Raw genomic sequence first — 13,569 nt, 5'->3', positions numbered from 1 at the left:
CGCTAGGGTTATGAGAGTTGGTATTCTGGTGATTGCAAGATGGCGTTGAAGAGGTTCTTCAACTGAGTTTCTACTACCTCGCCGTCTTCTAAGTTGGTCCACCTAAAATTCCATGACCCTTCAGGATCGGCGTCAATCTGTGGAGAATACAAAAAGGCCATTAGAAAATAGTTCAGGCGCTCTGCCGTAATTTCAGACGAATCATCTCCTGCCGCATCAAAGGTCAAATTATCATTCATTGGAAGGAAATATCTGCACAGTTCGATGATTAAGTCATTAGCATCGGCAGCTACAGAGGAAAAATTATCCTTCACAAACTGAACCACATCCACACCAACACCTCCTGGCTCATCAGCATTCATGTTATCTACCAATTGCTGAGCAAATTGATAACGCTCAGCCAAGTAATTGGTACTAATCCAGCTTCTATTAAATACTGGAAATTGATGATAGGCAGGATAGCCTGCCACCTCGGGTGGCTCGTAATACACCATACCCTGGCTATTCATAGACTGCTGGATATTGCCCATGAAAGTGTAGTAGTTCTCCAGATCTGTGGCGTAGTCTGGAATCGTTACTTCCATCATCTTCAATGTACCTAAAGTAAGGTCCATAGGTGATTTAATGATAGAACCGAAATGGTCGTTGTCAGTCCCTGCGCCATCTTCGTAAAAATGTTCGCTTTGGAACAAATCCATGAGCACCGGCTGAATTTTATAACCTCCGTTAATAAAGGTCTGAGTGAGGTTATCAATGATATCATCATCTAACGTTTGATCAATGTCATAATAGACGTAGAATCGGTAGATTTTTCGACAAATGTTTCGTGCGGCTTCATCAGACACATCATAGATCATTTCAACGAGTTGATCAATTTCGTCCAAAGCACTTTCCTCCGTTGGGGAGCCACCTTGCAACAAATCAGGGTCAGGAGTGACCGTGGCATCATTGAAGCGGTAACTAAACTGCTTGGTTGAATTGTCATGAGATGACGCAATGGTTCCGCCCCGTACAACTCCTCTCGGCAACTCGGTATCTTCATCTATGTTACTATAAGTATCATCAATGTTGAATCCTGAGAATACCAACGCAGCAGCTTGCACATCCTGCTCAGTATAGTTGAAATAATCTCCTGGAGCCGGCAATGGTGACAGGGAACCTTCTAGGCCTCGCCCAATCGAAAACAGTTCAAGAAACTCACGACCAAAATTTTCATTTGGGCTTCCCAGTACATTGCTATCACCATCGAGAAAACGCAGCATGGCATTTTCCACACAAACCTTCTTTGACAAAGTTTTAAAATTGAAATCAGAATCTCCATTGTCGTCAAAACTAAATTTTCTAAACAAAGCATTCTGATAATAGATAGATGTACTGTTGGCAACTTTAGATTCTAAGGTTGTAAATATGGTGTGTAGTAAAAAAGTGACTTTTTCTCTTGTGGCGTAGGATAAAGCTTGATTATCAGCCACACCTAAGGCAAGTAACTGTCCAAAGTGCCAGGACTTCAAATAAGCATTCAATCCCCTATCGCTAGTATTAGCATCCGTTCTTGGGGTGGTAATCCACTCCTCACCAGTAGCAAGATCAATAGGGAGTTCGGGGTCTGGTAGACCTACTGTGATGAACAGCAAGTCCATCGCTTCGCTGGCGGTCATAGCCGCCACCTGATCAATTTGTGCTTTAGTCGCTCCGAACGTAGCCCTCCTTAGCAAATGTGCCGCTCGCTTTCTTCCAAGCGCTCCAGCCAAAGCGGTTAGTGGCATAACAGGTGATTTATAGTTTCTAATAGGCAAAGAGCCTGATACAATATTATCTTAAATATGATTCAAAACGAACTATACTAAGAAATAATATAACTATTTGTAGATTTTTTATTTAAATCTTCAAATGCCTACTCAGATCGTAACGCTAGTCTTAGTCGCGATGAACTGATTCCAGCTTTTTTGCCGCTCTGCATTCAATACACGAGGAAATTTATGCTGTCCTCCTTCCTTACCTTCACTTCGCATCCAAGAATAAAACAGGGATGAGGGGAGAAAATCAACGAACAACTCTTTAAGTGCGGCTGATCGTTCAACACGATAATCATCATTGAGTTGCTTTAGGTTTTCATCTAATAACTTTCTGAACCTTCCCTTATTTACAGGATCGTCTGTACCAATATACCACCGATGCGCAAAGAGTGAATCCAAAGGTTCTCCACAAACCGTAAACTCTTTTACAGTCATATTCAGCTGACTGGCTGTTAATTCAAGCGCCTCATTCATATTGTCCAACGACAAGTGTTCACCACAAAGACTCAAAAAGTGTTTGGTTCTCCCCTTGATAACTATTTCTGATTCTTGCTCATTGGTAAATTCAATCACATCGCCAATTAAGTATCGCCAGGCTCCGGCATTGGTACTGATCAATAGCGCATACTCCTGCCCCTCCTTTACTTCACCTATGTTAATGACTTCCGGGTTAGTCACCAATTGACCATTTCTATCAAAGTTCTGATTGGTAAAAGGAATGAACTCATAAAATATACCATTGTTCAAAACCAACTTCATCGACGAATAGTTGGGCTTATCCTGAAAGGCTATAAATCCTTCAGACGCCAAGTAAGTTTCCATATAGTGGATGGGTTCTCCAAGCAATTTTTCAAAACCTCTTTTGTACGGCTTGAATGACACCCCACCGTGAACAAATATTTTCAGATTAGGCCAGACATCGTGAATGGTCTTCACTTCGTAGTGTTCAATTATCTTTTCCATCAACAACTGAATCCAAGCTGGCACACCGACCAACACCCCTACATTCCATTCTTTGGCTTTGCTCACCATTTCTTCCAGCTTAGTATCCCAGTCCAAAGCCTTGGCAATTTTCTTTCCTGGTTTGGCAAATCCCTGTAACCAAATAGGAATCTGCCCAGTGGTAATCCCGCTAAGGTCGCCTTCAAAATAGGTCCCATTGAATTTTAAATCCGTACTTCCACCTACCATCAATATGTCAGTTTCATAATACTTGGAATCGATCTTAAGTTTGGACAGTGCCAATAACTGACGCACACCAGTCCTTTGCATGGACTTCAAAGCTTCTCTGGTCACGGGAATGTATTTGGATGGAGAACCAGAGGTGCCAGAACTTAGCGCGTAATATTTCACCTTGCCTGGCCAGCTCACTCCTTTAATTCCCTCTCTGGATTGGGACCACCATTCTTCGTTAATAGAATTATAGTCGTGGATAGGCACATTACTCTTATAGTAGCTATAAAATAGATTTTGATCCTGGTCCTTAAAACCGTTTAAAATAGTTTTAAAATAATGATATCGACCAAAGTAAGTGTCCTTTGCGGCAATCAATAGTTTTCTTAGTTCCGCCTTCTGAAGGTCAAAGGGAGAAGCGTAGTCCTGCTCTAAACTCTCTCTGAGCCGAATACCACGTTTGAGCAATGTTCCTAAAATAGCCATGTGAATTGAACAACTGATTGAAAAAATTGATTCATCAAATTAGCAGAAATAATGCACTGAACTATTCTAAGTTAATTGTTATTTTGTTAATTCACGATTAAGAATTCAAGTAATCAATATGTCCGTCGTAGATCAAATCCAATCCATAAATAAGGAGCTAGAAAATACACAAGCTAAACTCATTGCGGTAAGCAAAACCAAACCCAACGAGCTGATTATAGAAGCCTATGAGCATGGGCATCGGGCTTTCGGTGAAAACAAAGTGCAAGAGCTGGTAGATAAAGCAAGCGAATTACCAAAGGACATCGAATGGCACATGATTGGTCATCTGCAGCGAAATAAGGTAAAGTACATTGCTCCATTTGTACATTTGATTCATGGGGTGGACACCATCAAACTACTTAAAGAAATCAATAAGGAGGGCAGAAAAAACAATCGAACGATTCCTTGTTTGCTTCAAGTTCACATCGCTGAAGAAAGCACGAAGTTTGGGTTTAGTGAAGACGAAATCGAAGAATTTCTAAAATCAGGACAGTTGGGTGAATTTGAGCATGTAGTAATTGTAGGCTTGATGGGCATGGCTACCAACACTTCCAACGAATCTCAGGTAAAAAAAGAATTTGCTGGTTTAAAGTCCTTTTACGAAACGATCAAAACCAAATACAGTCATCCCCAATTCGACCTCAAAGAAATTTCTATGGGAATGAGCGGAGATTACCGAATAGCTGTTAAAGAAGGCAGCACCATCGTAAGAATTGGAAGCACTATATTCGGTGCTAGAAATTATGCCAAATAATTGAACCTATTATTTATTAGGCCAACCATCTAATAGCAACTGTGCTCCTGCGGGGTTTGTAGCAAATGGTATATTGTGCACATCACACAGTCTCATCAGCATCTGGATATCAGGCTCATGTGGATGTTTGCCTTGTGGGTCTCTAAAGAAAAATATCAGATCCATATTGCCCTCCGCTACCATCGTAGCAATCTGTGCATCACCGCCCATTGGACCTGAAAGTAATTTTTTCACTTTCAACCCAGCCTTCTCGGCATGCGAACCTGTAGTCCCTGTAGCTACAATATCGGCTTGAGCAATACGCTCTTTATTTTGAAGTAGGAAGCCTACCATTTCTGCTTTTTTGCCATCATGGGCGATTACAGCAAGTCTCATATTCTTTTATCAGTTAGAACTCTCCTAAAGTTATCAACTTTAGGAGAGTTTATAGTTTTATTTCCTCCACTCCTTCCACTGATTGATCAAACTGTTCGTTGACCCGTCGTGAGAAGTCACTTTTTCTTGTCCTTGCAGTTCTGGCAGGATCTGTCCAGCTAGCTGCTTGCCTAGCTCCACACCCCACTGGTCGAAGCTAAACACATTCCATATGACGCCCTGCACGAAAATTTTATGCTCATACATGGCAATCAATGCACCTAGATTGAACGGAGTGATTTTTTTGATCAAGATTGAATTCGTTGGCTGATTACCTTCAAATATTTTGAAGGGTAATAAGGCATCAATATCCTCTTCTTCCATCCCTGTTTTAAGCAATTCGTCGATCACCTGATCTTCCATTTTGCCTTTCATCAAGGCTTCGGTCTGAGCAAAGAAATTCGCTAAAAGCTTTTCGTGATGATCGCTCATTGGATTCTGACTCTGCGCAGCAGCTATAAAATCAGAAGGAATCAACTTGGTACCTTGATGTATCAGCTGATAGAATGCATGCTGTCCATTTGTACCTGGTTCTCCCCAAATGATTTGCCCTGTTTGGATGGCAATCGGCTCTCCGTTTCTATCAATGAATTTACCATTGCTCTCCATGTCGCCTTGCTGCAAGTAGCTGGCAAATCGATGCAAATATTGATCGTATGGCAAGATGGCGTGCGATTCGGCACCAAAGAAATTGTTGTACCAAACACCCAGCATCGCTAATGTTACCGGCAGGTTATTTTCAAATTCAGTTTCACGGAAGTGAATATCCATGGCCTCTGCGCCATCAAGCAACTCCTTGAAATTATCATATCCAATAGCACAGGCGATGGACATGCCAATCGAAGACCACAACGAATAGCGACCACCTACCCAGTCCCAAAACTCGAACATGTTAGCAGCGTCGATTCCGAATGCCTCTACTGATTTTTTGTTTGTGGAGAGCGCAATAAAATGCTTCGCGATGGCACTTTCATCTTTAGCTTCTTTCAAAAACCAATCTTTTGCCGAAATAGCATTGGTCATGGTTTCTTGCGTGGTAAATGTCTTTGAGGCGATGATAAACAAAGTCTCAGCAGCATCTACTTTTTGCAATACCTGATGCAGGTGCGAACCATCTACATTAGACACAAAATAGGAATTGATGTTTTCTTTTTGGTATGGTTTCAATGCCTCAGTCACCATATACGGTCCGAGGTCTGAACCACCAATACCTATATTTACGATATTCTTGATGACTTTCCCGTCATACCCTTTGAGCTCACCAGCGTGAAGTTTTGTAATGAAAGCCTTCATCTTTTCCAGCTCCTTCGCGATCAGCGGACGAACATTTTTTCCATCAACTTCGAGAGGCTCCTTACTATTGCTTCTGAGTGCGGTATGCAACACCGCTCTGTCCTCGGTTTCATTGATTTTCTCACCGGTGAACATGGCTTCAATCGCCTCTTTCAATTGGCAGTCCTTGGCCAACTGCATCAGCAAATCCTGCGTCTTATCTGAGTAGATATTTTTAGAATAATCCAATAAAAAGTCTTTCCATTGGATCGAGAATTTATTGAATCGCTCTGGATCATTTTCGAACATATCGACGATTGGGTCTTTCGAAATGTCCTCGTAGTGGTTTTCTAGGGATTCCCACGCTTTGGTTTCTGCGGGATTTACTTTTGGAAACATATTAGTTAAAGTCTATTGAAGTACCACGTTCCTATCATTATAAAACTACTATCAGCAGCCTGTCTGAATGGTCGCATGGACTCCATGTAAATTAGTGTTTTAGTGCATCAATAATCAATTCATCCAGCATTTTCAGGTCTATGTCATGATGAGACTCTACGATCAAGTGAGCTTTGGTCAAATCCTGATTTCCAGAATTCAAATTGCGATATCCAATACATTTCATACCAGCAGAAATGGCTGCCTGTACGCCGTGCTTGGCATCTTCTATAACCACACAATTTTCTGGATTTACATCCAAAGTTTTGGCGGCCAACAAAAAAATATCAGGATTGGGTTTTGTCTTTTCTACGTCTTGGCTACTCACATAGCCTTCGAAGTACTGGGTAATGGCAAATTTATCCAAAACCAATTTAATATTCTCCCTAGAGGCCGAAGAAGCTACAATCATTTTTGTGCCATTGGCCTTAATTCTATCCAAAAGTTCAATCAATCCTTCAATTGGATCAAAATCACTTTCTCGCAGTGCGGTGATATAGGCTTCATCACCTTCGATGGTCAACTCTTCCCAAGATGCATCCAAGCCGTATTTTTCAATATTTCCTGTCCACAAGTCTCGAGTTCGCATGCCTACATATTGTGCATGTTCTGAGAACGGGTAGTCCGTTACCCCAAAACGTTTGAGGATTTCAAATTCCGTTTCGTAGTGGATGGGTTCACTGTCCATTATCACTCCATCCATATCAAAGATTACTGCTTCTAGCATTGCATTCGGATTAGGCGGCAAAGCTAGAGAAGTATTATTGAAATGAAAGCAGATAACTTTATAAGTCTTACTTGAAATTATTCCCATCAGAACTCGATTCTGATTAGAGCCATTTCTTCCTTTTAAGGATATAAAAAATAGTAGCACCAATCATACCCATGCTTGACAAAACACCAAAATACCCATACTGCCAATTCAGTTCAGGCATGCTGTGAAAGTTCATACCATAGATGCCTGCAATAAATGTCATTGGGATGAAAATGGCCGAAACAATGGTCAGTGTTTTCATCACTCGATTCATTTCATTGTTTTGATTGGTATGGTGCAGGTCCATGATGTCTCTAAGCATTTCACGAGATGTGTCACAAAAGGCCAAGATATTTTTAACCTGATCTTGAAGATCATGCAAATAAGCTTGATTGGCTTTTCTCAAGAATTGAGCTCCCTCTGTTTTCATGTTGGTAACGGCATCTAGCAAAGGCAACGTGTGGCGTCTGATCAGATTTACATTCCTTTTGATGTTGATTACCTCCTTCATGACATCGTAGTTGTCATTAGTCAGTATCTGATCCTCAAGCTCTTCTATTTCAAACCTTAGCTTTTCAGCAATATGGGCATAGCTACTCACAATCGCATTGAGCACTTGATAAAACAGATAATCCACTGGATTAGCTCGAATAACACCCAAAGCACTTTTGATTTTGTTGCGAAGTTCATCAAAGACGTCTCCTGGAAGTCCTTCTTGAAAGGTGATTAGCACGTTTTTCTTCAATACAATGCTAATCTTCTCTTGACTGATTACATTTTCAAGATCTATGGATAACATATTAGCCGAAAAGAAAATATAGTCGTCAAACACTTCAAATTTTGGCAACGATTCAATAATCAGGATGTCTTCCAATGTAAGTGGATGAAATTCATTAAGATGAATGACTTCCTCCAGAATTTGTCGGTCGTGACTTTCAATGTCCAGCCATGAGATCTTCTTTGTTTTTTCTATTTGCTGAAACGCATCTCTTGTCGTAATTCCCTCTTCCTTATGATGTGCTGTTTTGTTGTATTGAATAAGTGTAAGCATAGATGGGTTTATATCAGCATTAATATTGTTCATGGTACTCAGGTTTATAAAGAGTAGATCATAAAATACCCCACAATCATATCTCTATCATCCCATGCTTAGCGAATATCAAAAAATTAAAAGTGAGATCAACAATTCAATAAGAATAGCAAAAATCAGGATATAAAAATAGAGCCAAGAAGAAATCCAATACTTAAAGATAGTCTTCTTCCAACTCTGACTATACACTCTTTTAAAGGATAAGAACGAGTAGGTAAAAACAATAAACAAAGTGATCATCATGGTCCATTCATGAACCGCATCAGACTCAAATATCCAATGTACTAAAACTATGGCCACTCCATAGATAAAAAAGGCAAATGTGTGTAAATGAATAGTATGAATGAGATGATTGATGTAAAGTTCTTTTCTTCTTACATACATCAGTTTGAGCAATAGCGCAAAGACTGGAATGAGAATAAACATCATTACGGATAGGTTCTGAACAATCTCCGACACCAATGTCTCTTTATCTCGCTTGTAAATGCGAATAATCTGCTTAATCGTCAGTTTTGTAAGTGCACTTCTATCTTCAATTTTTAGTGAGTCATAAAGAGCCTGCTCACTTATCGTATTATCATTGAGTTTATCATAGAGCAACTCCCACTGCCAATTTTTCAAAGGCCAGGAGTTTTCATCGCCTTCTGCTAGGGAATCACCCTCTATATTCAACATTATGGGTGGTGAATTTTTTATGGAGTCCAGATTGAATTCAACCTCATTCTGAATGGCCGTTTTTACCGAATCCACTTCCGGTGTGTCTAATGCTTGACTAAACTCTCGGGTCAAATCACCCATCATGCTATTGAGCACAAAAAAGTAAAAGAAACTTACAATGATGTACAATCTAATGGGGTTGGCGTAGGTGAATCGTTTGCCTTCGTTGTATTTTTTTGTGAGCTCTCCTGGTTTAAAAAAGAAAGGAAAAAAGGTGTGAGCTAACCTTGAATCAAAGGAAAAGAAATTTTCGAACAAGTCTTGGCTCAGTTCCTTAAAGGACACGTTTTTGTCATCGTTCTGTTGCCCGCATAGTGGACAGTAGTTATATACCTCGTCGAGCGGTGTCTGACAGTTGAGGCAGTTTTTAGTTTTACGCAATGCTCGCATCTATTCGGAAGTGTCTTCTTTTTTAACAAATCGATTCAAGAAGAATGCGCCACCCCATAATCCAAGTGCAACAAGCGAGTATTCCAACTGATAATATTGTGTTCTCAAACTGAAATAGAGGAAGACAACGGCTCCCGCGAATAACACCCAATAGGTGATTTTCAATAACTTTTCTCTAGACATGCTTAGCTGACTTCTTTTACTTTAAGAGAAGTTCCCTCCTCACCTATCACTTCTACTTTTGCTCCCTGATCAATGTAGCTACCGCGAGTATAAGCATCATAGATTTCATTTTCAATTTCGACTTTTCCGCTTGGACGCAATATCGTATAAGCCACTCCCTCCTTGCCCATGAGTGATTGCTTTTTAAAATTTGACGTATAGCCCGAATCTTTGTCTAGCGTGGTCTCCAATGCAATCTTTTTAAACATGCCTGACTCTGTCAATCTCACCCCACCAATAAACATGACGATAAAAGAGCCGATAAGTCCTAGAAAAGTGACCAGCACAGCGGTGGTCAAATGACCTGATGGCACAAAAGAAAAATCGAAATAGTCATTATTTAGCATCACAAGGATCAGTGAAGTAACCATCATAGTAATTCCAGACACCCCTGCCACGCCAAATCCTGGTATCACAAATATTTCCAAGGCTAAAAGCACAACTCCCAAGAAAAAAATGATAATCTCCCAATTTTCGGCCAAACCGTTGAGGTAGTAGGGTGTAAAATACAAAACCAAAGCGATCACTGATGCCAATATTGGGAATCCCACCCCTGGTGTTTGGAGTTCAAAGTAAATACCTCCAAGGATGATCAGAATCAAAATTCCACTTACGAATGGGTTGATGAAAATGTCTATGATTTTGTCTGAGGCTGTCAACTCATATTCGAATATGTCGTAATCTTCCACTCCAGTCCTTTCCATGATCTCTTCTATTCCGCTAACCTGCGCTTCGCAAAAACCATGTTTTATTGCTTCTGATGTAGAAAAAGTAATCACCTTGCCTTCTGTAGATATACTATCCACCTCCACGTCCTGATCCACCATCGCCTCTGCAATTTTCGGATCCCGACCATTCGCCTCAGCGGTAGAACGCATGATCGACCGCATATAGGATTGGTATTTGTCAGGTGCTGCTGCACCATCCTGAGTCACCACGGTAGCCGCACCAATACTAGCACCCTTAGCCATGTATATGCTATCACAAGCAATAGATATCAAAGCACCTGCAGAAGCCGCATCCTTATTAATATACACATAGATCGGTTTTTCAAATTCCAGTACTCGAGTACGAATGTCGTCAGCATCATTAAGTGCTCCTCCATAGGTATCCATTTCAATGATCACATAATCCACCTCGCGACTAATAGCTTCTTCCAAGGCCAGCTCCGTATAACGGTTGGTACGGGGGTCAATATCAGCATCAAGCTTCATCAAGAAAACCAACGGTTTTACTTCGGTGCTGTCTTGAGCATAAGTGTTGGGGTTTAATCCAATGAAAAGAAACAATAAAAGAAACAGACGTTTGTACATCAAGGATAACATTTAGATTTGCCCGAAAGATATTTATTATTTACCATATCCTTTAAACGAATACAGAAATTTGGCGGCCAAAAATAAGCATCATCAGGTTACTTTTGATTTTCCCATCAAGTCTATCGTTCCAGGGGCAGATGAAAACCTGCTTTTGATTGAAACGAATGACACTCTGTCGAAAACTCAGACCTTTTTGTTACTATCCTTTGAACCACTAGAAATCATTCAGGCCATTTCCTTTTCGGAAGAATACACAGGACTGGTAACCAAATCATACAATAAAGACCAACTCCTTTTCATCCAATACTCAGATCAGAATAATCCCGATCTGACTAATGTTTATATGTTTGACTGGAACGGTGGTGCACCTATTTTCAGCTTGCAAAAGACTCGAATCATCGAATTGGGGTTGGAGTGGATCAAAGTTCCACACCCTCATTTCGTCAACAAAGAAGTTTACATTGACCTTAACTCAGGAGCTGAACTAAAGAATACTCCGGTAATTAAGGAGCAAATTGAAGATAACATTTTCTATGCTACTGCCTACCCGGAGGAGTCAGAGTATTTTCAATGGTTCGTGCAATATTTTACTAAACACAACATTACTCCTTGTAGAGAAATTGAATACCTGAAAATCAAGAACTCCATCCTTATTGCTTATTATGAAAATAAAGAAGGAGGAATGATGACCAATAGTCTGGTTCTATTGGATAGAGAAGGCACGATTTTAGAGCGAGTAATTTTGGATGAGAAGCTTCAAGGCATAGGTAAAGACACTTTTTTCGTCTACCGAAATAAGGCCATATTTGTCACAGGCAAAAACACATTGAATATTTATGATTTATAGACTGCTCCCTTTTATTTTCACCATGACTTTGGCTATTTCTAGTTTAGCCAACAGTCCGATCGACAGCCTCCGAGTAGAAAAGATAAAAGGCAAGAAATACATCATACACCGCGCTGAACCTAAAGAAACTCTTTATTCAATAACCAGACGCTACCAAGTTACTCTAGAAGATTTATATGAGTTCAACCCTTCACTCAAAGAGAATGGGCTTAAAATGTATGACACTGTCCGTATACCTTTATTGAAAAAAAGAAAAAAGCACGAGCCGAAGCCACGGGCAAGTGATCGCAGCAATTACCATGTCGTTCAGTCTGGCGAAACACTCTTTGCTATATCAAGACAATACAACCTGACGGTTGACTCACTCATTGCTATCAATCAATTAGAAAATTCTAATTTGAGTGTTGGGGACACCCTATTCACCGAACCCCAAACGAAGACGAAGTCAGCACCAATCACTGAGCCAAACGTAACGTACCATGTGGTCCAACCTTCGGAGACAATGTTTGGTATTTCAAGAATGTATCAAGTAGAAATCGAAGATATCCAGCAATGGAACAATCTACCAGATTACACCTTATCTATTGGACAGAAGCTAATCGTTTCAGGGGAAGTCAGTAAGAAAAAAGTCATTGAAGATACAATTGCAATTGTGTCCATTGCAAAAAAAGAAGTAGATACTACCTATGTAAAACCTGAAAAACCTGCGCTAGACACACTTTACGTAAAAACCGACAACAGTCAATTCAAAACCAAAACCAAAGAAGTTGAAGGAAGAAAACAAACGACCGAAGAAGGATTTGCAATGAAGATTGAAGACACTGACTATACAAAAAAGTATCTCGCATTGCATCGGACAGCTCCTCTAGGTTCTACCATACAGGTGAAAAATCAAATGACCAATCAGGTCATCGAAGCAAGAGTTGTTGGTAAGCTACCAGAAAGTGCTATGAACCGAACACTACTACTCAGACTTTCATCAGCAGCCTACCAAGCCATGGGCGCCATAGATTTGAAAACACCGATCATAGTGAGCTATTCCTCAGATGCAGAATAACCTAAAAGACTTTCTGGATGAAAAGGTAGCATTGTACAATCAGCCTTCTTTCATTCCTGAAGATCCCATTTCAATCCCTCACCAATTCAATAAAAGGCAAGACATTGAGATCGCTGGGCTATTCGCTGCTACACTGGCTTGGGGCCAGCGAAAAACTATTATCAACAAGTGTAATGAACTGATGAAAATGATGGATAATGCCCCTCATGACTTCATTCTCAATCATGGCGAAAATGACCTTAAAAGATTCTTAAGTTTTAAACACAGGACGTTCAATGCCACCGATACGTTATTCTTTATCGATTTTTTGAAATCTCATTATTCAGAGAATGACTCTTTAGAAGCTGCATTTACAGGTGGAAAGACTAGTGATATGGAATCTTACCTATCCAACTTTCATAACACTTTGTTTGCACATCCGAATGCACCAGACAGAAGTAAAAAACATGTAGCCACTCCAACTCGAAAATCCGCTTGCAAGCGGTTAAACATGTTCCTGCGATGGATGGTAAGAAAAGACAATAAAGGTGTTGACTTTGGCATCTGGACTGAAATCAAACCCAATCAATTGATTTGCCCTCTGGATGTGCATGTAGAGCGAGTAGCTAAGCGGCTAGGTTTACTGCAGCGTAAACAAACGGATTGGCGTGCTGCCTTAGAGCTCAGCGAAAATCTTCGTCAGTTAGACCCCAATGACCCCGTAAAATATGATTTCGCCTTATTTGGTTTAGGAGTGATGGAAAAGTACTAAAAGTTGAAAATCTTGAGTCAAAAGTTCCTAAATTTTACTTCTCGTTTTCA

The 13,569-nt window shown here is 40.3% G+C and carries 13 protein-coding genes; 4 read left to right on the top strand and 9 right to left on the bottom strand.

The genetic code is table 11. The features are described 5' to 3' along the window. Nucleotides 1-8: 8 nt before the first annotated feature. On the bottom strand, nt 9-1,766 hold the full coding sequence (locus ACO6S2_RS10335; protein ID WP_422362424.1) for a DUF1800 domain-containing protein: 1,758 nt from the start codon (nt 1,764-1,766) through the stop codon (nt 9-11). Nucleotides 1,767-1,898: 132 nt separating this feature from the next. Then, the gene (locus ACO6S2_RS10330) at nt 1,899-3,455 is read right to left on the bottom strand and encodes a GH3 family domain-containing protein (protein WP_422362423.1); all 1,557 of its coding nucleotides are present in this window, start codon (nt 3,453-3,455) and stop codon (nt 1,899-1,901) included. A gap of 118 nt (nt 3,456-3,573) precedes the next feature. Between ACO6S2_RS10330 and ACO6S2_RS10325 the strand changes: the two genes are divergently transcribed. Beyond that, nucleotides 3,574-4,251, top strand: a complete 678-nt coding sequence (locus ACO6S2_RS10325) for a YggS family pyridoxal phosphate-dependent enzyme (RefSeq protein ID WP_422362422.1) — start codon at nt 3,574-3,576, stop codon at nt 4,249-4,251. 9 nt (nt 4,252-4,260) lie between these two features. Here the strand turns inward: ACO6S2_RS10325 and ACO6S2_RS10320 are convergent, their stop codons facing one another. The 7 genes from ACO6S2_RS10320 to ACO6S2_RS10290 form a co-directional block, all read right to left on the bottom strand. Next, the gene (locus ACO6S2_RS10320) at nt 4,261-4,626 is read right to left on the bottom strand and encodes a methylglyoxal synthase (RefSeq protein ID WP_422362421.1); all 366 of its coding nucleotides are present in this window, start codon (nt 4,624-4,626) and stop codon (nt 4,261-4,263) included. A gap of 57 nt (nt 4,627-4,683) precedes the next feature. Next, nucleotides 4,684-6,336, bottom strand: coding sequence for a glucose-6-phosphate isomerase (gene pgi / locus ACO6S2_RS10315; RefSeq protein ID WP_422362420.1), 1,653 nt, complete (start codon nt 6,334-6,336; stop codon nt 4,684-4,686). Between the two features lie 91 nt (nt 6,337-6,427). Next, a complete protein-coding gene (locus ACO6S2_RS10310) occupies nt 6,428-7,102 on the bottom strand; it encodes an HAD family hydrolase (protein WP_422362419.1) in 675 nt (224 codons plus the stop codon). A 103-nt stretch (nt 7,103-7,205) separates the two neighbouring features. Next, nucleotides 7,206-8,213, bottom strand: a complete 1,008-nt coding sequence (gene corA / locus ACO6S2_RS10305) for a magnesium/cobalt transporter CorA (RefSeq protein WP_422362418.1) — start codon at nt 8,211-8,213, stop codon at nt 7,206-7,208. Between the two features lie 75 nt (nt 8,214-8,288). Then, the gene (locus ACO6S2_RS10300; RefSeq protein WP_422362417.1) at nt 8,289-9,317 is read right to left on the bottom strand and encodes a DUF3667 domain-containing protein; all 1,029 of its coding nucleotides are present in this window, start codon (nt 9,315-9,317) and stop codon (nt 8,289-8,291) included. A 9-nt stretch (nt 9,318-9,326) separates the two neighbouring features. Continuing rightward, complete coding sequence (locus tag ACO6S2_RS10295; protein WP_422362416.1) at nt 9,327-9,509, bottom strand: hypothetical protein; 183 nt, start codon at nt 9,507-9,509, stop codon at nt 9,327-9,329. 2 nt (nt 9,510-9,511) lie between these two features. After that, entirely contained in the window at nt 9,512-10,861 is a 1,350-nt protein-coding gene (locus tag ACO6S2_RS10290) for an NfeD family protein (RefSeq protein WP_422362415.1), read from the bottom strand. A 70-nt stretch (nt 10,862-10,931) separates the two neighbouring features. Here ACO6S2_RS10290 and ACO6S2_RS10285 point away from each other — a divergent pair, with 70 nt between their 5' ends. The 3 genes from ACO6S2_RS10285 to ACO6S2_RS10275 are packed head-to-tail and all read left to right on the top strand — an operon-like array spanning nt 10,932 to nt 13,519. Further along, a complete protein-coding gene (locus ACO6S2_RS10285; RefSeq protein WP_422362414.1) occupies nt 10,932-11,711 on the top strand; it encodes a hypothetical protein in 780 nt (259 codons plus the stop codon). Beyond that, nucleotides 11,701-12,768 (top strand): LysM peptidoglycan-binding domain-containing protein, encoded by a 1,068-nt coding sequence (locus tag ACO6S2_RS10280; protein WP_422362413.1) that lies wholly within the window; start codon nt 11,701-11,703, stop codon nt 12,766-12,768. The genes ACO6S2_RS10285 and ACO6S2_RS10280 overlap by 11 nt, the downstream gene beginning before the upstream one ends. Next, nucleotides 12,758-13,519 (top strand): TIGR02757 family protein, encoded by a 762-nt coding sequence (locus tag ACO6S2_RS10275; protein WP_422362412.1) that lies wholly within the window; start codon nt 12,758-12,760, stop codon nt 13,517-13,519. Before ACO6S2_RS10280 ends, ACO6S2_RS10275 begins: the two co-directional genes overlap by 11 nt. The last annotated feature ends 50 nt before the right edge of the window (nt 13,520-13,569 follow it).

The sequence above is a fragment of the Reichenbachiella sp. genome (assembly GCF_965233835.1).
Classification (GTDB): Bacteria; Bacteroidota; Bacteroidia; order Cytophagales; family Cyclobacteriaceae; genus Reichenbachiella.
The sequence above is the reverse complement of the archived record's forward strand: the minus strand, read 5'-3'. Positions and strand labels throughout refer to the sequence as shown.